We start from the raw sequence: 21,101 nt of genomic DNA, 5'->3' as shown, positions 1-21,101 counted from the left end.
GATTGGGACGGCCTCGCCAGGATTCATCATAGCACGCGCGACACGGCGGGTCGCGCGCGGCGCTGAGCGTGCTAACACAGCCGGCGAGTCTTTCGAGGAACCTTCCCCATGCACCTCGCCCGCTTTCCCCGCGCCCGCTTCGCCCACCTGCCCACGCCGCTGGAGCCCCTGCCCCGTCTGGGCGCGGCGCTGGACGTCGACCTTTGGGTCAAGCGCGACGATTGCACGGGCCTGGCCGGCGGCGGCAACAAGACCCGCAAGCTGGAATTTCTGCTGGGCGAGGCCCTGAAGCAGGGCGCCGACACCCTGGTCACCCAGGGCGCGGTCCAGTCCAACCACGTGCGCCAGACCATCGCGGCCGGCGCCCGCTTCGGCCTCAAGACCGAGGTGATCCTGGAAGAGCGCACGGGCTCCAAGGCCGGCGACTACATGGGCAACGGCAACGTTTTGCTCGACAAGCTGATGGGCGCGGCGATCCGCCATGTTCCGGCTGGCAGCGACATGGTCGCCGAGCTGGAAAGCAGCGCCGAGAGCGTCCGCCAGCGGGGCGGCAAGCCCTATGTCATCCCCGGCGGCGGCTCGAACACGATCGGCGCGCTGGGCTATGTCGACTGCGCCCGCGAGCTGGTGGTTCAGGCCGACCAGATGGATCTGAAGATCGACCGCCTGGTCACGGCCACCGGCAGCGCCGGCACCCATGCGGGCCTGGTCGCCGGCTTCGCGGCGCTGTCGGTCGACATCCCGATCCTGGGCTTCGGCGTGCGCGCGCCCAAGCCCAAGCAGGAAGAGAACGTCTTCAACCTGGCCGTCGCCACGGCCGAGACCATCGGCGCGGCCGGCCGCGTTACGCGCGAGATGGTCGTGGCCGACTGCGACTATGTCGGCGAAGGCTATGGCCTGGTCGACCAGGGCGTCATCGACGCCTTGACCCTGGCCGCCCGCGCGGAAGGGCTGCTGCTGGATCCGGTCTATTCGGGCAAGGCCATGAAGGGCCTGATCGACCAGGCGCGAAAGGGCGCGTTCACGGGCGAGCGCGTGGTGTTCCTGCACACCGGCGGGGCGCAGGGTCTGTTCGGCTATCAGTCGGTGCTCGAACCCGCTCTGGGCTAACGGCGATTCACGCTCCCGTGTCCGATCGAGAGACCCCCATCATGAGCACGACACCCCACGGCAAGGTTCTGGGCGTCCTCGGCGGCATGGGTCCGGCGGCGACCCTGGACTTCCTGGCCAAGCTCCAGGCGGCCACGCCGGTCAAGCGCGAGCAGGACCACCTGCGCGTGCTTGCGGACATCAATCCCAAGGTCCCCGACCGCAACGTTTCGACGTCCGATCCCGGCCCCGTGCTGGCCGCGATGGCGGTCGGACTGCGCGATGCCGGCGCCCAGGTGCTGGCCATCGCCTGCAATACCGCCCATGCCTACGCTCGAGCGGTCGAGGCTTCGGGCCTGCCGCTGGTCGACATGCTGGAAACCGCCGGCCTGGCCGCCCAAGCGCGCGGCGCCCGGGTGGTCGGCGTGCTGGGCACCAGCCTGGCCCTGGCGCTCTATCGCGACCGCTTCTCGCACATGGGGCTCGAGGTGGTGATGCTGGACGACCACGAGCAGGTCGAGTTCATGGCCCTGCTGTATCGGATCAAGCAGGGCGACCTGGGCGCGGCCTCGCGCGAGACCATGGCCGCCCTGGCCCATCGCCTGGTCGGCAAGGGCGCGCAAAGCGTGGTGGCCGGATGCACCGAAGTGCCCCTGGTGCTGTCGGCGGCCGACCTGTCGGTTCCGTTCCTGGACGCGACGGAGGAACTGGCCAAGCGTTGCGTGGCGGTCTGCCTGGAGACTCCGGCCGAGGTCTAGAACCCGCATATCTGGTTTAGAGGGCGCCCTCTAAACCAGACGGGCTCTAAGGCCGAAGCGGCGAGGGGCCGTCTTCACGACAGGCCTCGAACATGCGCGCCAAGGCGGCCGCGCCGCGAGACGCCTGGGCCATGCGCAGCAACGCCGCGCGCGCGTGCGCGCTATCGGCGATCTCGGCCTGGCGCTCGAGCCGCTCGGCTTCTCGCAAGTGATCGTCGCGTTTCCCCATGGGCGCGAAGGTTTATAGGACCCTAACGCCGCCGCCATGCGACCACTGGACGCACGCCGTTCATTGACCGCGGCTCGATAGCGGGAAAGCCGACATGAAAACGCCCCCGGCCCTGGGGCGCGGGGGCGTCGTCCTGTTCCCCAACAGGACGGCGTCGGTCGCGCTGAGCTCCGAGCGCGGCGGCGTCGCCTCAAAGCCGACGCGCTCATTTCGCTGAACACGGAAGTAGAGACAACGCGTCCGCGTGTCGCAGACCCCAGAATGGGTAGACGCCACGCTCAGAAATCGTTTGCGAGGCCGGCCCCGTGGCGCCTACGCGATCAGCCGCACTTCGACCGGCGCGGTCTCGGTCAGCAGGCGGTCCAGAGCGTGGCGGTAGATGGCGATATCGTTCTGGTTCTGGGCCAGCAGCTGCCGATAAGCCCTTGGGCCCAGAGCCGCGCTGTGTGACTCCGCCTGGGTGACGTTCAGCCGCGCGACGTCGCCCAGGCGCCCTTCGAAGGCGGTCTGGGCCCAGTCCAGAGACTCGTAGGGATGCTCGCAGACATAGAACCACACCATCTGGTCGATCAGGTCCCTCGCCGCCTTCAGGTCGCGCTCGTAGTGCGGCGACCAGCCCGACCCCGTCAGCTGGCGATAGTGGTGGTCATAGGTGTGGATCACCACCGCCGGGTCGTCGCAGGTGACGAAGTCGTCCAGCGCCAGCCGCTTGGCCAGGGCCACCGCGCGATAACGCGGATCGCGCGCCTGCTCGTCGGAAATCTCGACCATGTAGCGGAAGTAGCGATGCACCGAGACAACGCGGTCGATCGGCCAACGGAAGTTGGTGGCCATGGGCATGCGCGGCCCCACGACGTCGCGGATGTCGCGTCCATAGTGGCCGGCATAGAGGTCATAGCCTCGGAAGACCCCATAGCGCCCGCCGCGATCGGCGTGCTCGGTGGCGTCGTTCTCGATGCGCGGACACTGTCGCTCTTCCGGAAACAACCGCTTCAACGCGTCGACGACCGATGTGCCGCCGGCTTTCGGGTTGTGAAAGAAGAAGAGCTGCTCGACCAAGTTCCACACTCCGGCGTCGGAAATCCACGCCCCTTTCCCCGTCTCTAACGGGCGAGCGTCACCATTCCGTCGCGGCTGCGAAACATTCCATACTTAAAATTCTAGTTTCCAAGCGCCTTAACTCTTTGCGAGGCAAATAGTCGGGCGCCACCGGTTTCCCTCATGGGAAGACGCCAGTGAGAAATCGCCGTTCTCCAAAAATCGGCCAATATTGCCGACCTCTTCGAGCCGGGGGCGCGAGTCGCTAAAGACGAGCTTCAGCCGAAATCAGGCCCGTTCGTGACTGATCAGGGCTAGCGCCGGACGCTTCAGCCCGGCGCGCGCCGCAAGGCCTCAAGAACCGCCTCGGGCGCGTGATCAATGACCCGCAGATAGGCGGTGAGCGCGGTGTCGGGACGGGCGTCGCCGCGCTCCAGGTCTTCCAGCAGCGTCAGATCTATCCGGAACACGCGGGCGAAATCGGCTTGGGAGAGGCCGGTGCGCCAGCGCACCGCCTGGATCAGGGCCCGAGCCGAGCGGGCCCGGGCGGGCGTGGCGGCTTCGTCGATCGCGGGGTCGGCGGGTCGAGTCATCATCGGTACGCTCCTGAACTGTTCCCTCCCTATGAAGGGCTTCTAGGGCGTGGCGATTGCAGAATTTCGACGGCTTTGAGTCAGTGCGTCGTCGTCAGCGCTCGCGCCTTGGTCTCCACCTGGTCCACGCCCCGCAGAGCGTCGCCGGAGGCGTTCAGTATCCCGTTGAAAACCCGCAGATCGCGGGTGTCGATCCGGCGGATCTTCTTTTCGCGAGACCACTCCAAGCCGATCAGCTGACCCAGCCGACAAGCCTTGGGCAGCAAGGCCGACTGCTCGGACGGACCGCCCTTGACCACGAGCTTGCCGACGATGTCGTTCCAGTTCGGCGCGCCCGAGATGCAGAAGAAGGGCAGATTCGCGCAATCGCCCGTCCAGAAGCGCCGATACCAGAGGGCGTGCTCGGGGGTATCGAACTTGAGGCTGGACGTGGGCGCGACCGCGCCGCGACAGTCGGGGCGGACGAACTCGTCGGCCTGGGCGACATTGGCGGCCAGAAGGGCGGCGGCGAAGAGCGGCGCGGCGAGACGGACCAACGGGATTTCTCCAGCGAAACTGGACGGTTCTAGGCTTTCGTCTTCGATAAAAATGCGGCGGTCGCCTCGATGGCGTCAACCAGGCCGACGCGCTCGATGCTGACGCCCTCGGGCAGGCTCGAAAACAGGCGGGTGGGCGCGGCGGCGTCCAGCATGACGAAGACGCCGCGGTCGTCGGCCCGGCGGATCAGGCGGCCAAAGGCCTGGCTGATCCGCGCCCGCGCCACCGCGTCGTCATAGCCCTTGCCGCCGAACCGCAGCCGGCGGGCCTTGTGCAGAACATCCGGACGCGGCCAGGGCACCCGGTCGAACACCAGCAGTCGCAGCGAGCGGCCTGGCACGTCGACGCCATCCCGGATCGCGTCGGTGCCCAGCAGACAGGCGTCCTCCTCGGCGCGGAAGATGTCGACCAGCGCCCCGACTTCCAGCGGATCGACGTGCTGGGCGTAGAGAGCCAGGCCGTTATCGGCCAGCGGCGCGGCGATGCGCTCATGCACCGCCTTCAGACGGCGGATGGCGGTGAAGAGCCCCAGCCCCCCGCCCCCGGCCGCCAGGAAGAGCTCGCGCATGGCCGCCGAGACCTGGCGCGGGTCTTCCTTGTTGACGTCGGTGACGACGAAGGCCCTCGCGTTGTTCTCGTAGTCGAACGGCGAGACCAAGCGAAGCACCTTGGGCGCGGACGGCAGGCGCGCCGCGCCGGTGCGCATCTCGGCCAGGGCGAACGGGTCCTGCAGGGCCGGATCGACCAGGGTGGCGCTGGTGACCAGCACGCCATGGGCGGGCGACAGCACCGCCGCGCGCAGCGGCTCGGTCGGATCGACCCAGTGACGCCGGCACGCGGCGTCGACGACACGGCCATAGAGGAACGTCGCCTCGAACCAGTCGACGAAGTCCGGATCGGTCTCGGTCGGCTCGATATCGTCGTCCTCGATGGCCTTCAGGATCGAGCGCCAGGCCGGCAGGGTCATGCGGGCCCGGCGATCCAGGCCTCGCAGCGCGCCTTCGATGCGGGCGCGCTCGGACGGCCCCAGATGCTCGGCGTCCTCGTCCAGCACGTCCTCCAGAGCGCGGGCCAGGGCCAGCAGCGGCGCCTCGATGGCCGCCAAGGCCTTGGCCGCCTCCGGCGCGCGCTCGCGGACGAGGTCGATCGCGGGTCGGGCGTCGCACTGCAGGCCCAGATCGGCGCCGCCCCGCTCGCTGGTGCGGGCGCGTAGCTGTTCAATGACGGCGACGAGGAAACTCTCGATCGGTCCGATCGGATTGACCTGGCCGTCCGGCGGCGCGACGCGGCCCGACCAGCCCTCGCCCGGCAAGGCGGCGGCGGCCCGCAGCGCCTGGTTCATCGCCTCGCGCGCGCCCTCGCGATCGCCCAGGATGTCCAGCAGGCGCGCTTCGAGACCCCTGCCCCGCCGCCCGCGCCCTTCGGGGCCCCGGATCCAGCGGCGCAGCTCGGCGGCCTCGGCGCCGGACAGGGCGGCCGAGAAGGCGCTGTCGGCGGCCTCGAACAGGTGGTGGCCCTCGTCGAAGACGATGCGCTTGAGGCTGGTGGTCTCGTTGTCGCCCTTCAGGCCCCGCGCCGTCCGCGCGCCGTCGAACGCCGCCTGGGTCAGGACAAGCGCGTGGTTGGCGATCACCAGGTCGGCCCGCTTGGACGCCCGCACGGCTTTCTCGATGAAGCAGATGCGATAGTGCTGGCAGCCGGCGTGAATGCATTCCCCGCGCCGGTCGACCAGGTTCGACGGACTCGCCTGGGCCGAAGGCGGCACAGCGGAAAGCGTCGGCAGCCAGGCCGGAAAGTCGCCGCCGGTCATGTCGCCGTCCCGCGTCGCCCGCGCCCATCGGGCGGTCAGGGCCAGGCCGATCAGGTCGCCATTGCCCAGCTGGGCGCCGTTGATCTGCTCCTGGAAATTCAGCAGGCAGAGATAGTTCTCGCGCCCCTTGCGGACGACGGCCTTGCGGGCTCGCTCCTTGGGGTCGGGATAGATCGAGCGGCTCTCGCGCTCGATCTGGCGCTGTAGGGCGCGGGTGTAGGTGCTGACCCAGACCGACGGCCCGTTGGCCTCGGCCCACAGCGAAGCCGGGGCCAGATAGCCCAGGGTCTTGCCGACGCCGGTGCCGGCCTCGGCCAGCATCATGCGCGGCTCGCCCTCGCGCTCACGCGGCTGGAAGGCGTAGGACGCCTCCTTCGCGAAGGTCGCCTGGGCTTCGCGCACCTCCTCGAGGCCCGAGCGTTGCAGCAGTTCGGCCAGGCGCTGGCCGGCGCGCTCGGGATCGATCGGCCGCGAGCCGGCCTCGCCGGGCGGGGCCTGATCCTCCCATTCCGTCAGTCGCGCCCAGACGTCCAGGCCCGAGCCCCGGAACTGGTTGCCGGCCTGCACCGAGCGCAGCGCGCCGATCACCCAGGCGCCCCAGGACCAACCGGCCTTGGCCAGGGTCTCGGCCACGGCCAGGGCCTCCTCGCGCGAGGGGACCGGCGTCAGGGCCAGTTCGCGCAGCAGGGCGTCCGCGCTTTCGCGCAAGCTCTGGGCCTGCTCGGCCGCGCCGTGCGGTTCACGAAGCCCCAGGGCCATGGCCAAGCCCACCGCCGACGGCGCGCAGAACGCGGCCGGCCGGACAAAGGCGTGGAGCTCCAGAACGTCGAACAGCCTGGGCCCGCGCGAGGGCGGCGCCAAATTGAGGCGGCGGGCGGTCATGGCCGCGTGGGCCACCAGCACCGGGCCGTGCTCGAAGAGGTCGCGCGCGTCGGGGGCCCTCAGCATCCGCGCCTCGCCGCTTCCGTCGGCCACGCCCGCGCGCGGCCCCGGCAGCACCACGAGCGCGGGAGCGAGATCCAGAGTCGGCGGGGAGACGGTCACGCGAGTCTGTTAGCAAAAACCCGCCCGAAACAGAATCGGAACGTTCGCGCGGCGTCAGGTCACCGGCGCGCGGGAGGCCAGCTCGTCCTCCAGCCGGTCGACCGCCGCCTGGGCTTCCTCCTGCTGGTCGGCGTCGGGATCCTCGGCCGTCTTGCGATAGAGGGCCAGGGCCGCGTCCTTGTTCTTCTTCACGCCTTCACCGGCCTCGTACATCAGGCCGATCCTATAATAGGCGTCGGTGTCGCCGGCGTTGGCGGCCGCCTTGTACCACTTCAGCGCCTCGGCGTAGTCGACGGGCACCCCCTCGCCGTTGTGATAGACCACAGCCACATTGGCCATGCCCGTCGCCGAGCCCTGGTCGGCCGCGGCCTTGTACAGCGCCAACGCCTTGCCGTGATCGACGGCCACGCCATAGCCGTCGGAATAGAAGTCTCCCAGGTCGTTCAGCGCGTCGACGAACCCGGCCTCGGCGGACTTGCGCATCCAGGCGGCGGCCTGGGCCTTGTCCTCGGCCACGCCGCGCCCGTTCTGATAGGCCTTGGCCAGGTCGTACATGCCTTCGCGATCGCCGGCCGCCGCGGCGCGGCGGAACCAGCGAACCGCCTGGGCGAAGTCCTCCTGGACCCCTTCCGCGCCGCTGTAGACGAGGCCCATCCGGTCGTAGGCGCGGGCATAGCCCTTGCGCGCGGCGGCCTGGTAGAGCTTGGCGGCCTCCGCCGCGCTGGCGTCGACACCTTCGCCGTCCAGATACAGATCGCCCAGGTCGACCATGCTGGCCGGGTCGCCGGCCGCCACGCCGGCCTTCAGCCAGTGCAGAGCCTTGTCGAGGTCGTAGTCCTCGTCGGGTCCGTCCAGATAGCGCAGGGCCAGCGCATCGTAGGCCGAGACGTCCCCCGCCCGGGCGCGGCGCGTGAGCTCGGCCAGATCGGCGGGCGCGGCGCTCTTGGCGGTTGCCGGCGGCGAGGCCGCTCCGGCGACGGGCGCCTGCCCAAGAGCCAGCGCCAGAACAAAAGCCAGTCCGATCAAGTCCGAACCCCGTGTTTCGATCTTCTCAAGGTGTGGCGATATCGATCGTCTCGCGCAAGGGCGCGCGGCGCGCGAAAGACAGGTGAAACAGAAAGGGAACATGCTATATCGGCCACAATGCTCGCGGCCGACGCCCTTCCTCCCAAGTTTCAGCAATGGTTCGCCAGCCGAGGCTGGAGCCCCCGCGCGCATCAGCTCGAGATGCTGGAGAAGGCCCGGGCCGGGCGTGGCGCCCTGCTGATCGCGCCCACCGGCGGCGGCAAGACCCTGGCGGGCTTCCTGCCCAGCCTGATCGAGCTGACCGAACGGCCCAAGCGCAACGCCCCGGCCGGCGTGCACACCCTCTACATCTCGCCGCTGAAGGCGCTGGCGGTCGATGTCGAGCGCAACCTGCTGACGCCCATCCGCGAGATGGACCTGCCCATCGTCGCCGAGAGCCGGACCGGCGACACCGGCGAGGCCCGCAAGGCGCGCCAGCGGGTGCGCCCGCCCGACATCCTGCTGACCACGCCCGAGCAACTGGCCCTGTTCTGCGCCTGGGAAGGCGCGCGCGAATACTTCGCCGACCTGCGGTGCGTGATCATCGACGAGGCCCACGCCATCTGGCCCAGCAAGCGCGGCGACCTGCTGGCGTTGGGCCTGGCCAGGCTGCAGGCCTTCGCGCCGGGGATGCGGCGCGTGGGCCTTTCGGCGACGGTCGATGATCCGGATCTGGTGCGGCGGTGGCTGGGATGCAACTCCCCTCCCCCTCGCGGGGAGGGGGCTGGGGGTGGGGGCGCCGGCTCCGAGTTAACACCCCCATCCCCAACCCCTTCCCCGCAGGGGGGAAGGGGCTCGAATATCGACCTCGTGCTCGGCTCGGGCGGCGCGCGACCGGTCGTGGAGGTGCTGATCTCCGGCGGTCGCGTCCCCTGGGCGGGCCACACGGCCGAGCACGCCATGGCCGAGGTCTATGAGATCATCAAGAGCGCTAAGACGGCCCTCGTCTTCGTCAACACCCGGTTCCAGGCCGAGTTCGCCTTCCAACGCCTGTGGGAGCTGAACGACGAGGGTTTGCCGATCGCCCTGCATCATGGCAGCCTGTCGGCCGAACAGCGGCGCAAGGTCGAGGCGGCCATGGCGCGCGGCGCGCTGCGAGCCGTGGTCTGCACCTCGACCCTGGACATGGGCATCGACTGGGGCGACGTCGATCTCGTCATCCAGCTCGCCGCGCCCAAGGGGGCGTCGCGGATGGTGCAGCGCATCGGTCGCGCCAACCACCGCCTGGACGAGCCCAGCCGCGCCCTGTTCGTGCCGGCCAGCCGCTTTGAAATGCTGGAGTGCCGCGCCGCCGCCGACGCGATCCTGGAGAACCACCTGGATGGCGAGCCGCCGCGCGTCGGCGCGCTGGACGTCCTGGCCCAGCACGTCATGGGCTGCGCCTGCTCAGAACCCTTCGAGCTTACCGCTCTCTACCAGGAGATCCGCTCGGCGGGTCCCTACGCGGACCTCTCCTGGGAGGACTTCGAAACCGTCGTCGACTTCGTCTCGACCGGCGGCTACGCCCTGCGCACCTACGACAAGTTCCGGCGCATCGTGAGGAACGCCGACGGTCTTTGGACTGCCCGCAACGCCCAGGCCCGGCAGCAGCATCGGATGAACGTCGGGGCCATTGTCTCGCCGGGCATGATCAATATCCGCGTCGGCGGCGGAAAGAGACCGATGGGGGGCAGGAAGATCGGCGAGGCCGAGGAAGGCTATTTCGAGCAGCTGACGCCGGGCGACACCTTCGTCTTCGCGGGGCAGGTGTGGCGCTATAACAGCCTCGTGGGCGCCGACGCCTTCGTTTCGCCCGCCCCGAACGACGACCCGAAGATGCCCAGCTGGGGCGGCTCGAAATTCCCGCTTTCCACCTATCTGGCCAGCCGTGTGCGCCAGATGATGCACGACGAGCGCGAATGGGCCGCCCTGCCGCCGGACGTTCAGGAATGGCTGACCTGGCAGAAGGTCCGCTCGGCCATCCCGAACGAGGGCGAGATGCTGCTGGAGACCTTCCCGCGCGGGAAGCGCTTCCATCTGGTCTGCTATCCGTTCGACGGCCGCCTGGCCCACACCACCCTGGCCATGCTGCTGACCCGGCGGCTGGATCGCCTGGGCGTCGGCCCGCTGGGCTTCGTCTGCAACGACTACGCCCTCAACATCTGGTCCCTGCGGCCGATGGACGACCTGGACCTCGACGAGCTGTTCGCCCAGGACATGCTGGGCGACGACCTGGAGGCCTGGCTGGACGAGAGCTTCATGATGAAGCGCGCCTTCAAGCACTGCGCCCTGATCGCCGGCTTGATCGAGCGTCGCCATCCCGGCGCCGAGAAGTCGGGGCGGCAGGTGACCTTTTCGACGGATTTGATCTACGACGTGCTGCGCAAACACCAGCCCGACCATCTGATGTTGCGCTGCGCCCGCCACGACGCTGCCACTGGAATGCTGGACATCGCCCGCCTGGGCGACATGCTGGCGCGGGTGAAAGGCCATATTCGCCACAAGTCGCTCGATCGCGTGTCTCCCTTCGCCGTGCCGATCATGCTGGAGATCGGCCGCGAGCGCGCGCCAGGCGACGCCGCCGGCGAGATGATCCTGGCCGAGGCCGAGGAAGACCTGATCGCCGAGGCCATGCCATGACTCGCTTTCAGCCCTCCGCCTGCGGCGGTCTGCGGATCCATCTGGCCAATGTCGAGGTCATGCTGCGCTGGTCGGGCGCCCTGTGGCTGGAGACCGAATGCGCCCTGGTCGTCGCCGACCTGCACTTCGAGAAAGGCAGCAGCTACGCGGCGCGCTTCGGCCAGATGCTGCCGCCCTACGACACGCGCGAGACCCTGGACCGCCTGGACCGCGAGATCGCCCTGCTCTCGCCCGCCCGGCTGCTGTTCCTCGGCGACAGCTTCCACGACGGCGGCGGCGAGGCCCGGCTGGCGCCCGACGAGGCCCGGCGGCTGGAGGGATTGGCCATGGGGCGCGAGCTGGTCTGGGCGGTGGGCAACCACGACGCCGACGGCCCCAAGACCCTGCCGGGCGCGGTCATCGATGAAGCCAGCCTGGCCGGCTTGGTCTTTCGCCACGAACCCGAACCCGGCGCGCGGCCCGGCGAGGTGGCCGGCCACCTGCACCCAGCCGCCAGGATCACCAGCGGCCGGGCGACCACGCGCCGCCGCTGCTTCGTCACGGATGGCCAACGCCTGGTCCTGCCGGCGTTCGGCGCCTATACGGGCGGGCTCAACATTCTGGACGAAGCCTTCTCGAACCTGTTCGCCGGACCGATGCTGGCGGGCGCCCTGGGACCTCGGCGCGTCCACGCGGTGGGGCCAAGGTCGTTGCGTCCGGATTAGAGCGCTCGCCTTACGGCATGTGCAGCGCCTGCTCCAGCGCGAAGGCCAGCGAAACCGCCGCGCCAGCGGTCATCAGAGTGCGCATCCTAGGACGCCAAGCTGGGCCCTCGTGATTGGTGACGTCCCACAGCCATTGCAGCAAAAAGAGCAGCAGAAAGCCCGACAACTGCCAGGCCGGCTCGAACATCAGTTCCCCTAGCAGCAGGCCGAACGCGGCCAAGGGGAACAGCAATGAGATGCCCAGAACCGACCAGCGTGGGCTGGGATTCTCGATCTCCAGCCCGGTCCGCACCCCGCCGAAATACGAGACCATCGCCGCCGCATAGGCCAGCATCGCCGTCAGGCTGCCGTTCTGGACGCTCTCGGGGCCATAGCAGAACAGGGCCGAGGTGACGAAAAAGGGAATGAGGGTCGACAGACCGAGGACCCAAACCGCCGGCGGCGCCGGCGCCCGCTCCTCCGCGGACTGGCTCATGGTGTTACTCCTTCGAAGGCGACCAGACCCGCCTCCCTGCCCGGAGCGCGACTATTACCGACCCGACGCCAGAGGTCCACGGACCATTTTCGGCTAAAAACCGGAAATTTCAGGTCATTCCGAACCCTTGGGTCGGGCTTCGCCCGGACGACTTCGACGCCGGGCGACCCGATCAGCGGGCGTAGACGGACAGGCGCTTATAGGTCTCGGCGTCCACCGAACCGTTGGCCGGCAGGCCCTGGTCGCGCTGATAGGCCGAGATGGCCATCTGCAGGGCCGGCGACGGCACGCCATCGCGGGGACCTTGGTAATAGCCGAGCTGCGACAGCACCCGCTGGGCCATGCCCAGGTTCGTGCTGGCGGCGGTCGAGGCGGCCGCGCTGGCGGTCTGGACCTGGGTCTGGGGACGGAAGGCCAGGGCGGAGCGTTCGGCCGTGCGCTGCGCCTCGGCGGTCAGCTGGTTGCGAAGGCTGGCGGCGCGGCCGCGCGCGGTGGCGTCGCCGGAGCGGCCGGCGATCTCGAACCACTTGTAGGCCTCGGCCGGATTCTGGCTGACGCCCAGGCCTTGCTCGTAAAGCTGGGCCAGATTGAACTGACTGTCGACCAGGCCCATGTCGGCGGCCTTGCGGAACCAAGTCGCGGCCGTGGTCGTGTTGCGCGGACCGCCCTCGCCCTTGAAGTAGTAGAGGGCCAGGTTGTGCATGGCGCGCGGATCGCCGGCGTTGGCGGCCCGCTCGCTCCAGCGACGCGCCTCGGCCATGTCCTTCTTCACGCCGCCCTTGCCGCTCTCGTACATCTTCGACAGGTAGAACTGCGCGGCCGGGTGGCCCAGGTTGGCGGCGCGTTTCAGGATCTCGACGCCCGAGCGGTCGCCGCTCTCGATCTTGCGAACGCCGTCCTCGAACAGCGCCTTGGCGTTTTCGGCGGCCTGGCCGGCGGCCGGCGGGGGGGTGTCGACCCGCGCGGGATCGGCGGGCTGAGCCTGGGCCGACATGGCCACGGCGACGCGCGGCGCGCCCGGCGTGGTGTCAGCCTCGGGCGTGTTGACGACCGCGTCGGCCTTGCGGCCGGCGATGGCCTCGGCGACTCGAGCCGGCGTGGCGCTGGAATTGTCGGCGTTCACCAGCAGCAGACCGCCGACCCCGGCGCCCAGGGCCGTGGCGGTGGCGACAGCGACCGCGACGGTGGCGACCGTCGCGCCTAGACGCGGCTTGGGCTTCTTGACCCCGAAGCCGCCAAAGCCGCTGAACAGCGACGAACTGGGCGCCTTCTCCTCGGGGATCTTGGCCGCCTTCGACGCCTTGTCCTTCTTGGCCGGCTTCGCGCTCTTGCCGCCCTTGGCGTCGGCGGCGGCGGCGGCGCGCGCGGCGGCGCGGGCTTGCTCGATGATGTCGCGCGTCGACATCGGGCGCGACGGCTCGGCCGGCGCGAAGTCCGACATCTCGGACTCGGCCGCGTAGACCGGTTCCGGGTCGGGTTCGAAACCGTCGGCGACGGCGTAGTCGTCGTGGCCGAACGAACGATGCTCGGGCTCGACGGCGGGGAACTCGGCGACCTCGAACGCCGGGGCGCGGGACGTCGGCGCCGGCATGTCGAAGACGTCGTCCGGCTCTTCGACGGGCCCGCCATGGCTGAACGAGGCGGCCTGGCCGAAGCCATACCCGTCGACGGCGAACGGCGAAGCCGGCGCGGACGGACGGACCGGCGCCGGCGCCGGCGCGGCGACGACCGGCGCGGCGGCGGCCTGCTCGACCTTGCGCTGAGCCTCGTGCAGGCGGCTGTCGATCTTCTCGCGCGCCTCTTCCAGTAGACGGACCGTGCGCTCCTCGCTCTGGCGGATGCGGTCGATCAGTTCCTGGCTGGAACGCTCGTGGCGCTGGTTCAGGCGTTCGGTGACGCGGGCCACCTGCTCGCCGACATCGTCGATGGCCAGGGCGTTGCGGCGCTCGGCGGCGCCGATGCGCTCGGCCAGTTTCTCGGTGATGCGAGCGATCTCGCCGCCGAGCTTTTCCAAGGCCTGAGCCTGGACGCTGTCAGCGCGGTTCAGCTTGTGCTCGACAGTCGAGGCGATGCGGGCCACCTCTCCGCCGATCTGTTCGATGGCGGCGCTGTTACGGGTCTCGGCGGCCTGGACGCGACGGTTGAAGGCGTCGGCGACGCCCACGACCTCGCGGCCCATGCGCTCGATGGCCTGGGCCGAGCGCTGCTCGGCGGCCTGAACATGCGCGGCCATCTCGCCGAGCTTGCGCTCCATGCGGTCGAAGCGGCCGTCCGCGCTTTCGCGCAGCTTGGCGGCCATTTCGAGACGGGCGGCCTCCATCTTCTGGCTCAGGCTGGCGGCCAGGCTGTCCAGACGCTCCTGCACGCCGGCGGTCGGATTGGCCCCCTCGACCGCGCCGATGCGCTTGTCGAGAGCCGCGAAGGACGAGCCGAGCTCGCGCAGAGCCTCGTTGGTGCGGGACTCGGCCGCTTCCAGGCGTTCGCCCAGACGGGCCACGACGGCGTCGACCACGGCGGCGGGATCCTGGGGCGCGGGGGCGGACTGTTCGTTCAGGCGGGCTTCCAGGGCCGCGATCGCCTCGCGGGTCCGGGCCTCGCCATCATAGAGATGGCTGGCGACCTTGCCCAAGGCCCCCTCCAGCGCGCGCAGGGCTTCGGCCGAACGCGGCCCGGCGGCCTCGGTCTCGATGCGGCGCATCCGCTCGGCGGCGCGGGCCTGCTCGGTCTTGAGTTCGTCCACCGCCCCTTCGAAGCGGGCGGCGACGGCGATCTGTTCGCGCTCGGCCTGCCCCAGGCGGGTCAGGGCGTCGCGGACCGAATGGTCGATGCCGGTGATGGCGGCGGCGTTGCGGCCTTCGGCGGCTTCGATCCGCTGAGTCAGGCGATCCAGGGCGATGGCCACGCGCCCCACCTCGTCGGCGGGGTGCCCGGCGATCTCCATCCGGGTGGGCGCGTCGCCGTTGGCGATCTCGAGATAGGCGCGGTTCGGAGCATCCTCGCCGGCGGCGCGTGTGTCCGCAGGCTGACCATCGCCCTCGATGATCATGCGATTGAGCCACTCGCCCAGAGTCATGCCGGAGCGACGCGCGAGGTCCTTGGCGACCTCCCGTGCCTTGGGATCAATCCCTTTAACGCTCCATGGCGAAGCCGCCGTCATGCGAATCGATCTCCCCGCATATGGGGAAAACGCTAGTCACCGATTCCTAGGGTGTAAACGCGACGAACACGCCAGATGTAGTGGCCGAGCGATTCACTGTGGAGGAATCAGGACAGAGTCTTGACGTTCTGTAGCGCGCTTCAAATGCAAGAGGGTTAACGCATGTTAACCATTTGCCAGGCCGATTGTCGCAGGCCTACAAGCCGCCATGGATCTGGCGACGACTCTCATCGCGGCCTCGGCGCTCTTCGTGCTCGCCGCGTTCTTCGGATGGCGAGGAGCCCGTCCGGCCGATGTTTCAAAGGGCCCGCGCATGGTTCCGTGGCGCCCGATGATGATGGTCTGCGTGGTCGGACTGATGCTGATGATCGTGCATCTGGTGAACCTGCTGGGCGTCCAGACCGGCAACGCCCCGCGCTACTAGGTCGCGGCCTTCTTGGGCCGCTTGGCCAGCCCCGAAACCCCGCCCGAGGACAGCAGACCGATGTCGGCGAGCAGAAAAGGGATGGCCCATTTCTGAGGCGCGGCAATGTAGCGCGGCTGCCAGACGGGGTCGTACTTGTCCTTGTAGCGCCGCACGCCCTGGAAATTATAGATCTCCTCGCCGCGCTCGTAGAGCAGTCGACCGACGCGCGACATGATCGGCGCCAGCGGCCGGTCATCCAGCCCCGCCAGCGGCGCCATGCCGAACTCGAACGCCTGATAGCCCTCGTCCTTGCCCCAGTGCAGGAGCTCGACGAACAGGTAGTCCATGACGTTCTTGGGCGCCTCGTCGGAATAGCGCATCAGGTCCATCGAGAACGAGGTCTTCGACGCCGTCAGCCACAGGGTGGCGAAAGCGACGATCTTGCCCTCCTCGCCCCGCACGATCGCCACCGGGAACTCGGCGACGTAGCGACGGTCGAAGCCGCCCATGGAGAAGCTCTTCTCGCCGCCGGCGTGGTGGGCCAGCCAGGCGTCGGAGATCGCCGCCAGTTCGTCCATGATCTCCACGGCGCCGCCGACCGGCAGCACCTCGAAGGCCGCCCCGCCCTCCCCGGCCTTGCGCCAGTTGCGCCGGAGCACCTCGCGGCGGCGGCCGGCCAGGCTGAACGCCTCCAACGGCACGGCGGCGCTCTCGCCGGTCTTCTGAATGGCCAGACCCAGGTCGACGGAGTCCGGCAGGTCGTCGGGACCCAGGGCGTAGAAGCCCGCGCGGGCGGCGTGGGCGTCGGCCAGCTCGCGGAACCGCCAGAACAGCTCCATGCGCTCCTCGCGCTTGCCGACCGGCGCGCCGAGGGCGATCCACGACCGGCCGCGCACGCCGAACATCAGGAAGCTCTCGCCCGAGGCCGAGAACAGGAAGCGCTTGTCGCCCAGCAGCGCCAGGTTGGCTGCGGGCTCGGCGTCCTCGGCCTTGGCCAGGATGGCGCGGACGCGCCCGAACTCGGGATCGGTGTCGTCGACCACGGCGGGCGTGGCGGCGGTCGAGATCATGCGCCAGACGCCGACGGCCAGCAGCACGACGGCGGCCGCGACCGAGGATCGGATCGCGCGTCCGGCCTCGTCGTGATCCTGCAGCAGCTTGATCACCGACTTGTCGGCGAATTCGGTGTGGGTGAACGACCACCAGCCCAGCAGACCGGCGCCCGCGATAGCCGCGCCGGCCGACAGCAGCCAGCCAGGCGTGATCTCCATCCGCGTCAGGGCCGCCTTGCGCGGGAACGCGTCATGGAACGGAACGATGGCCAGGAAGCAGACCGACAGCATCGCCGTCTCTTCCCAGTTCAGGCCCTTGAAGATCGCCAGCACCGCCGAGGCCGCCAGCACGATCAGCGCCGCCCACCAGGCCGCGCCCAGGCGCGCCCGCAGGCCAAAGGCCAGCATCAGCAGGACAATGCCCAGGATCGAGGAGAAGAAGTGGCTGATCTCGATCAGCAGGTCCGGCGCGAAGGCCAGAAGAAGCAGAAAGCGCGTCGGGTCCGACGGCGTGGCGCCCGAAGCCAGCAGCATGACACCGGCGCACGCGGCCAAGATCGCCGCCAGGGTTGGGGCGATCGCCAGGGCCGCGGGCCTGAAAACCGTCGAGGACATTCAGATCCCGAAGTGACGAATCCCGAGGGGGATCCAGCTTTGGCCTCTCTATAGCGCGCGAACGCCGGGGCGGTCCCGCTTCAAGACGCGAACGATCGTTTGAATCGACTTGCCCGCGCCGCGCGCTGGCGTAGTGTGTCGCCAAAGACGTCCGCCTCGGAGCCTTATCCACTCGAATGGAATCATTCGAGTGGAAAATAAGGCTCTAAATCAAACATTTAGAGCGTGATAACCACCGAAACCGCTTACACTTTCGGCTATCACGCTCTAGGAATTAGGGAGAACGACCATGGCCGACTTCGGGGGAACCGAACTCGACGCCTTCCGCGCCGAGACGCGCGCCTGGCTGGAGGCCAACTATCCGCCGTCCCTGAACGCCCCGATGAGCGAGGACGAGGCCCCGTGGGGCGGCCGCAAGATGGTCTGGAAGAATCCCGACGCCAAGCTGTGGCTGGACCGTATGGCCGAGCGCGGCTGGACCGCGCCGATGTGGCCAAAGGAATACGGCGGCGGCGGCCTCTCCAAGGCCCAGAACAAGGTGCTGGAGCAGGAGCTGCGCCGGATCAAGGCCCGCCCCGCCCTGATGAGCTTCGGGGTCTGGATGCTGGGCCCGGTGCTGCTGGAATACGCCACCGAGGAACAGAAGCAGCGCTTCCTGCCGCAGATCGTGCGCGGCGAGATCCGCTGGTGCCAGGGCTATAGCGAGCCTGGGGCGGGCTCGGACCTCGCCTCGCTGCAAACCAAGTGCGAGGACAAGGGCGATCATTACCTGATCAACGGTCAGAAGGTCTGGACCAGCTACGCCGACCAGGCCGACTGGATTTTCTGCCTGGTTCGCACCGACACGTCGAAGAAGCACGAGGGCATTTCGTTCGTGCTGTTCGACATGACCACGCCCGGCGTCGAGGCCCGCCCGATCAAGCTGATCAGCGGCTCCTCGCCCTTCTGCGAGACCTTCTTCGACAATGTGAAGGTTCCCAAGGACCAGTTGGTCGGCAAGCTGAACGGCGGCTGGGACATCGCCAAGCGCCTGCTGCAGTACGAGCGCCAGAACATCAGCGCCTCGGGTTTTGGCGGCGGCGGCGGTCTCTCGCCCGTCGAGGCGGCCAAGACGGAGATCGGCGTCGATGGCGAGGGCCGCATCGCCGATGGCGACTTCCGCGCGCGCCTCGCGGCCCATTCCATGGACGCCCACGCCTTCATGCTGACCGTGCGCCGGGCCGAGGCGGAGTCCAAGCAGGGCTCGGGCCCCAGCGCCGCCGTCTCGATCATCAAGTACGCCGCCGCCAAGATGAACCAGGAGCGCACCGAGCTGCTGGTCGAGGCCCTGGGCCTGCAAGGCCTGGGCTGGGAGGGCGAAGGCTTCAGCGGCGAAGAGCTGGCCGCGCCGCGCGCCATGCTCCGCGCCAAGGGCAACTCGATCGAGGGCGGCACCAGCGAGGTGAACCTCAACGTCGTCGCCAAGCGCGTCCTGGGCCTGCTGGACCACCAGTAGGATGATCGAGTTCTGGTACGAGTTCGCCTCGGTCAATTGGGAGGTTGCAGCAGCAAGACGGGAAAAAAGGGAACCGTCAGGCTCGATTAGCGGACCAAGATCGAGGCACAAAAGAGCAGAAGCATTAGAGTGAAAAGCCCCCTCGCGAGAGACACGTCACGTTTCAATCGCACATCACCCGCCGCTCTATAATTGTTGGACCACAGCCAGAAGAATATTGTTCCAGTCAGAAAATGAGCCTGCGAAGGTAGACCGGACGAAATACCTTCGTTCCGTAAGCTCCCGACCCTGAACCAGATCGCAATTACACTGGCCATGTAACCAACTGCTGCAAGAAAGAAGCCCGTGTGTATCAAGACCATCGCCGCCACCTACCACCCAAGGAAGTATAGGCGCATGTCTTTCAACCCTCCGCAACACAGTGGACAGCAAGGCGACCGCGCAAAGGAGCAGGCCGCTTGCTGAGCTTTTTCTATGACATGGCCTCGACCTACTCCTACCCTGCGGCCATGCGCATCGAGCGGCTGGCCGCCGACAAGGGCGTGGCGGTGGCTTGGCGGCCGTTTATCCTGGGTCCGCTGTTCCACGAGCAGCAGGGGATGAACGACAGTCCGTTCAACGTCGTGCCGGTCAAAGGCCAGTATATGTGGCGGGACCTGGAGCGGGTCTGCGAGGACTCGGGCTTGCCGCTGCGCCGCCCCAGCCAGTTTCCGCGGGGCAGCCTTCTGGCCGCGCGCGTGGCGCTGGTCGGGCTGGAGGACGGCTGGACGCCCGCCTTCAGCCGCGCGGTCTACCAAGCCAATTTCGTCGATGACCTCGACATCGCCAGCCCGGACGTTCTCGCCCCACTGATCGCCGAGGTCGGCGCGGGTCCCGAGCACGTGCTCGCCGCCGCCCAATCCGACCCGATCAAGGCCCTGCTGAAGGACCATGTCCGCATGGCCAAGGAACGCGGCCTGTTCGGGGCGCCCAGCTTCTTAACCGCCGACGGCGAGCTCTTCTGGGGCAACGACCGTCTGGAACAGGCCCTCGACTGGGCCGCCCGTCATCAATCCAGGGAGCACGCCTGATGGCCGTCCTGACCGAAGAACAGACGATGCTGCGCGACGCCGCCAAGGGCTGGGCCAGCGAAAGCGCCCCCGTCGGCGCCCTGCGCAAGCTGCGCGACGGCGGCTCCAAACGGAGCTTCGATCCCGCCGCCTGGAGCGAGATGGGCGAGATGGGCTGGGCCGGGGTCATCGTCCCCGAGGAGCATGACGGCTCGGCCTTCGGCTATCTGGGCCTCGGCCTGATCCTGGAAGAAACCGGCCGCACCCTGGTCGCCTCGCCCCTGCTCTCCACCGCCATGATCGGCGCCTCGGCCCTGAAGTTGGGCGGCTCGGACGCCCAGAAGTCGGCCTGGCTGCCCAAGATCGCCACCGGCGCGGCCGTCGCCACCCTGGCCATCGACGAGGGCTCGCACCATAACCCGGCCCGCACGGCCCTGACCGCGACCAAGAGCGGTTCGGGCTATGTGCTGAACGGGACCAAGACCTTCGTGCTGGACGGCGAGGCCGCCGACCTGCTGATCGTCGTGGCCCGCACCGGCGGCGCGGGGACCTCCCCGAGTGATACTGGCGGCCTGACCCTGTTCCTGGTCCCCGGCGACGCCCCCGGCGTGTCGCGAAGCCATCTGTCGCTGCTGGACTCGCGCGGCGCGGCCCGGATCGCCTTCGATGGCGTCGAGGTCGGCGCCGACGCGGTGCTGGGCGAGGTCGACAAGGGCTGGTCCGTGCTGGAGCCGGTTCTGGACCGCGCCTATGCCGGTCTCGCGGCCGAAATGCTGGGCAGCGCCTCGCAGGCCTTCGACATCACGCTGGAGTATCTGAAGACCCGCACCCAGTTCGGCCAGGTCATCGGCACGTTCCAGGCGCTGCAACACCGCGCCGCCAAGTGGTTCACCGACCTGGAGACCACCCGCTCGTGCGTCGAGGCCGCCCTGGAGGCCCTGGACGCCGGCGCCGACAGCCGCGCCCTCGCCTCGCTGGCCAAGGCCAAGGCTTCGGACCTCGTCCATCTGGCCTCCAACGAGATGGTCCAGATGCACGGGGGCATCGGCATGACCGACGCCCACGACGCCGGCCTCTACATGAAGCGCGCCCGCGTCACCGAGGCCCTGTTCGGCGGCGCCAGCTTCCACCGCGACCGCTACGCTCGACTGATGGGCTTCTGATTTCCATCCTCGAGCCGCCCTCGCGGGCGTCCCGCATCGCTTCGAAAAAGCCGTCCTTTGGGCGGCTTTTTTATTGGCCGACGCCAAGATTTCGAAGGTCGATGACCCACTCTATTGAGCAGTTTTGTCGGGAATCCGACAGATGCTCTAGGGGTCTAATGATGGCGAAAAGCAGACCCTTTCGAGGCGTCGCCTGCTTTCGT

Annotated in this window: 17 protein-coding genes; 8 read left to right on the top strand and 9 right to left on the bottom strand. The window is 68.7% G+C overall.

Going from position 1 to position 21,101, the window contains the following annotated elements; translation table 11 throughout:
• Positions 1 to 108: 108 nt before the first annotated feature.
• Both OR37_RS09190 and OR37_RS09185 read left to right on the top strand, forming a co-directional pair.
• Positions 109 to 1,110: a D-cysteine desulfhydrase gene (locus OR37_RS09190; protein ID WP_004618507.1), complete on the top strand. Its 1,002-nt coding sequence runs from the start codon at positions 109 to 111 to the stop codon at positions 1,108 to 1,110.
• Between the two features lie 41 nt (positions 1,111 to 1,151).
• Entirely contained in the window at positions 1,152 to 1,847 is a 696-nt protein-coding gene (locus OR37_RS09185) for an aspartate/glutamate racemase family protein (protein WP_004618505.1), read from the top strand.
• 46 nt (positions 1,848 to 1,893) lie between these two features.
• Here OR37_RS09185 and OR37_RS09180 read toward each other — a convergent pair whose 3' ends face one another.
• The 6 genes from OR37_RS09180 to OR37_RS21660 form a co-directional block, all read right to left on the bottom strand.
• Positions 1,894 to 2,076, bottom strand: coding sequence for a hypothetical protein (locus tag OR37_RS09180; protein ID WP_035017134.1), 183 nt, complete (start codon positions 2,074 to 2,076; stop codon positions 1,894 to 1,896).
• A 312-nt stretch (positions 2,077 to 2,388) separates the two neighbouring features.
• Positions 2,389 to 3,144, bottom strand: a complete 756-nt coding sequence (locus OR37_RS09175) for a hypothetical protein (protein WP_419144080.1) — start codon at positions 3,142 to 3,144, stop codon at positions 2,389 to 2,391.
• A 299-nt stretch (positions 3,145 to 3,443) separates the two neighbouring features.
• On the bottom strand, positions 3,444 to 3,710 hold the full coding sequence (locus OR37_RS09170; RefSeq protein WP_004618499.1) for a helix-turn-helix domain-containing protein: 267 nt from the start codon (positions 3,708 to 3,710) through the stop codon (positions 3,444 to 3,446).
• A gap of 77 nt (positions 3,711 to 3,787) precedes the next feature.
• The gene (locus OR37_RS09165) at positions 3,788 to 4,243 is read right to left on the bottom strand and encodes a hypothetical protein (protein ID WP_004618496.1); all 456 of its coding nucleotides are present in this window, start codon (positions 4,241 to 4,243) and stop codon (positions 3,788 to 3,790) included.
• Between the two features lie 29 nt (positions 4,244 to 4,272).
• Positions 4,273 to 7,098, bottom strand: coding sequence for an ATP-dependent DNA helicase (locus OR37_RS09160; protein WP_035017132.1), 2,826 nt, complete (start codon positions 7,096 to 7,098; stop codon positions 4,273 to 4,275).
• A gap of 54 nt (positions 7,099 to 7,152) precedes the next feature.
• The gene (locus tag OR37_RS21660; protein ID WP_004618491.1) at positions 7,153 to 8,124 is read right to left on the bottom strand and encodes a tetratricopeptide repeat protein; all 972 of its coding nucleotides are present in this window, start codon (positions 8,122 to 8,124) and stop codon (positions 7,153 to 7,155) included.
• Between the two features lie 117 nt (positions 8,125 to 8,241).
• Between OR37_RS21660 and OR37_RS09150 the strand changes: the two genes are divergently transcribed.
• Both OR37_RS09150 and pdeM read left to right on the top strand, forming a co-directional pair.
• Entirely contained in the window at positions 8,242 to 10,782 is a 2,541-nt protein-coding gene (locus tag OR37_RS09150; protein WP_004618489.1) for a ligase-associated DNA damage response DEXH box helicase, read from the top strand.
• Complete coding sequence (gene pdeM / locus OR37_RS09145; protein WP_004618487.1) at positions 10,779 to 11,486, top strand: ligase-associated DNA damage response endonuclease PdeM; 708 nt, start codon at positions 10,779 to 10,781, stop codon at positions 11,484 to 11,486. The genes OR37_RS09150 and pdeM overlap by 4 nt, the downstream gene beginning before the upstream one ends.
• 10 nt (positions 11,487 to 11,496) lie before the next feature.
• Here the strand turns inward: pdeM and OR37_RS09140 are convergent, their stop codons facing one another.
• Positions 11,497 to 11,961 (bottom strand): DUF3429 domain-containing protein, encoded by a 465-nt coding sequence (locus OR37_RS09140; protein WP_004618485.1) that lies wholly within the window; start codon positions 11,959 to 11,961, stop codon positions 11,497 to 11,499.
• A 172-nt stretch (positions 11,962 to 12,133) separates the two neighbouring features.
• On the bottom strand, positions 12,134 to 15,118 hold the full coding sequence (locus tag OR37_RS09135) for a peptidoglycan-binding protein (RefSeq protein ID WP_004618483.1): 2,985 nt from the start codon (positions 15,116 to 15,118) through the stop codon (positions 12,134 to 12,136).
• Positions 15,119 to 15,326: 208 nt separating this feature from the next.
• Here OR37_RS09135 and OR37_RS09130 point away from each other — a divergent pair, with 208 nt between their 5' ends.
• On the top strand, positions 15,327 to 15,542 hold the full coding sequence (locus OR37_RS09130) for a hypothetical protein (RefSeq protein ID WP_004618481.1): 216 nt from the start codon (positions 15,327 to 15,329) through the stop codon (positions 15,540 to 15,542).
• Here the strand turns inward: OR37_RS09130 and OR37_RS09125 are convergent.
• A complete protein-coding gene (locus OR37_RS09125) occupies positions 15,539 to 17,191 on the bottom strand; it encodes a phosphatidylglycerol lysyltransferase domain-containing protein (protein ID WP_004618479.1) in 1,653 nt (550 codons plus the stop codon). The two genes, OR37_RS09130 and OR37_RS09125, sit on opposite strands and share 4 nt — an antisense overlap.
• 289 nt (positions 17,192 to 17,480) lie before the next feature.
• On the opposite strand from OR37_RS09125, the gene OR37_RS09120 reads away from it, so the two are divergent.
• The 3 genes from OR37_RS09120 (at position 17,481) to OR37_RS09110 (ending at position 20,898) form a co-directional block, all read left to right on the top strand.
• Positions 17,481 to 18,686 (top strand): acyl-CoA dehydrogenase family protein, encoded by a 1,206-nt coding sequence (locus OR37_RS09120; RefSeq protein ID WP_004618477.1) that lies wholly within the window; start codon positions 17,481 to 17,483, stop codon positions 18,684 to 18,686.
• A 458-nt stretch (positions 18,687 to 19,144) separates the two neighbouring features.
• Complete coding sequence (locus OR37_RS09115; protein ID WP_004618475.1) at positions 19,145 to 19,756, top strand: 2-hydroxychromene-2-carboxylate isomerase; 612 nt, start codon at positions 19,145 to 19,147, stop codon at positions 19,754 to 19,756.
• Positions 19,756 to 20,898, top strand: coding sequence for an acyl-CoA dehydrogenase family protein (locus OR37_RS09110; protein ID WP_004618473.1), 1,143 nt, complete (start codon positions 19,756 to 19,758; stop codon positions 20,896 to 20,898). The genes OR37_RS09115 and OR37_RS09110 overlap by 1 nt, the downstream gene beginning before the upstream one ends.
• The last annotated feature ends 203 nt before the right edge of the window (positions 20,899 to 21,101 follow it).

Source organism: Caulobacter vibrioides OR37 (assembly GCF_000372645.1).
Lineage (GTDB): Bacteria > Pseudomonadota > Alphaproteobacteria > Caulobacterales > Caulobacteraceae > Caulobacter > Caulobacter vibrioides_E.
Note: the sequence above shows the minus strand (reverse complement) of the source record. Positions and strands in the feature narration are given on the sequence as shown.

What these genes read in the sequence shown, in the direction of transcription:
- OR37_RS09185 (WP_004618505.1), top strand. Translation starts at nt 1,152, where the DNA reads ATGAGCACGACACCCCACGGCAAGGTTCTGGGCGTCCTCGGCGGCATG.
- OR37_RS09110 (WP_004618473.1), top strand. Translation starts at nt 19,756, where the DNA reads ATGGCCGTCCTGACCGAAGAACAGACGATGCTGCGCGACGCCGCCAAG.
- OR37_RS09120 (WP_004618477.1), top strand. Translation starts at nt 17,481, where the DNA reads ATGGCCGACTTCGGGGGAACCGAACTCGACGCCTTCCGCGCCGAGACG.
- pdeM (WP_004618487.1), top strand. Translation starts at nt 10,779, where the DNA reads ATGACTCGCTTTCAGCCCTCCGCCTGCGGCGGTCTGCGGATCCATCTG.
- OR37_RS09170 (WP_004618499.1), bottom strand. Translation starts at nt 3,710, where the DNA reads ATGATGACTCGACCCGCCGACCCCGCGATCGACGAAGCCGCCACGCCC.
- OR37_RS09150 (WP_004618489.1), top strand. Translation starts at nt 8,242, where the DNA reads ATGCTCGCGGCCGACGCCCTTCCTCCCAAGTTTCAGCAATGGTTCGCC.
- OR37_RS09135 (WP_004618483.1), bottom strand. Translation starts at nt 15,118, where the DNA reads ATGACGGCGGCTTCGCCATGGAGCGTTAAAGGGATTGATCCCAAGGCA.
- OR37_RS09125 (WP_004618479.1), bottom strand. Translation starts at nt 17,191, where the DNA reads ATGTCCTCGACGGTTTTCAGGCCCGCGGCCCTGGCGATCGCCCCAACC.
- OR37_RS09130 (WP_004618481.1), top strand. Translation starts at nt 15,327, where the DNA reads ATGGATCTGGCGACGACTCTCATCGCGGCCTCGGCGCTCTTCGTGCTC.
- OR37_RS09140 (WP_004618485.1), bottom strand. Translation starts at nt 11,961, where the DNA reads ATGAGCCAGTCCGCGGAGGAGCGGGCGCCGGCGCCGCCGGCGGTTTGG.
- OR37_RS09180 (WP_035017134.1), bottom strand. Translation starts at nt 2,076, where the DNA reads ATGGGGAAACGCGACGATCACTTGCGAGAAGCCGAGCGGCTCGAGCGC.
- OR37_RS09190 (WP_004618507.1), top strand. Translation starts at nt 109, where the DNA reads ATGCACCTCGCCCGCTTTCCCCGCGCCCGCTTCGCCCACCTGCCCACG.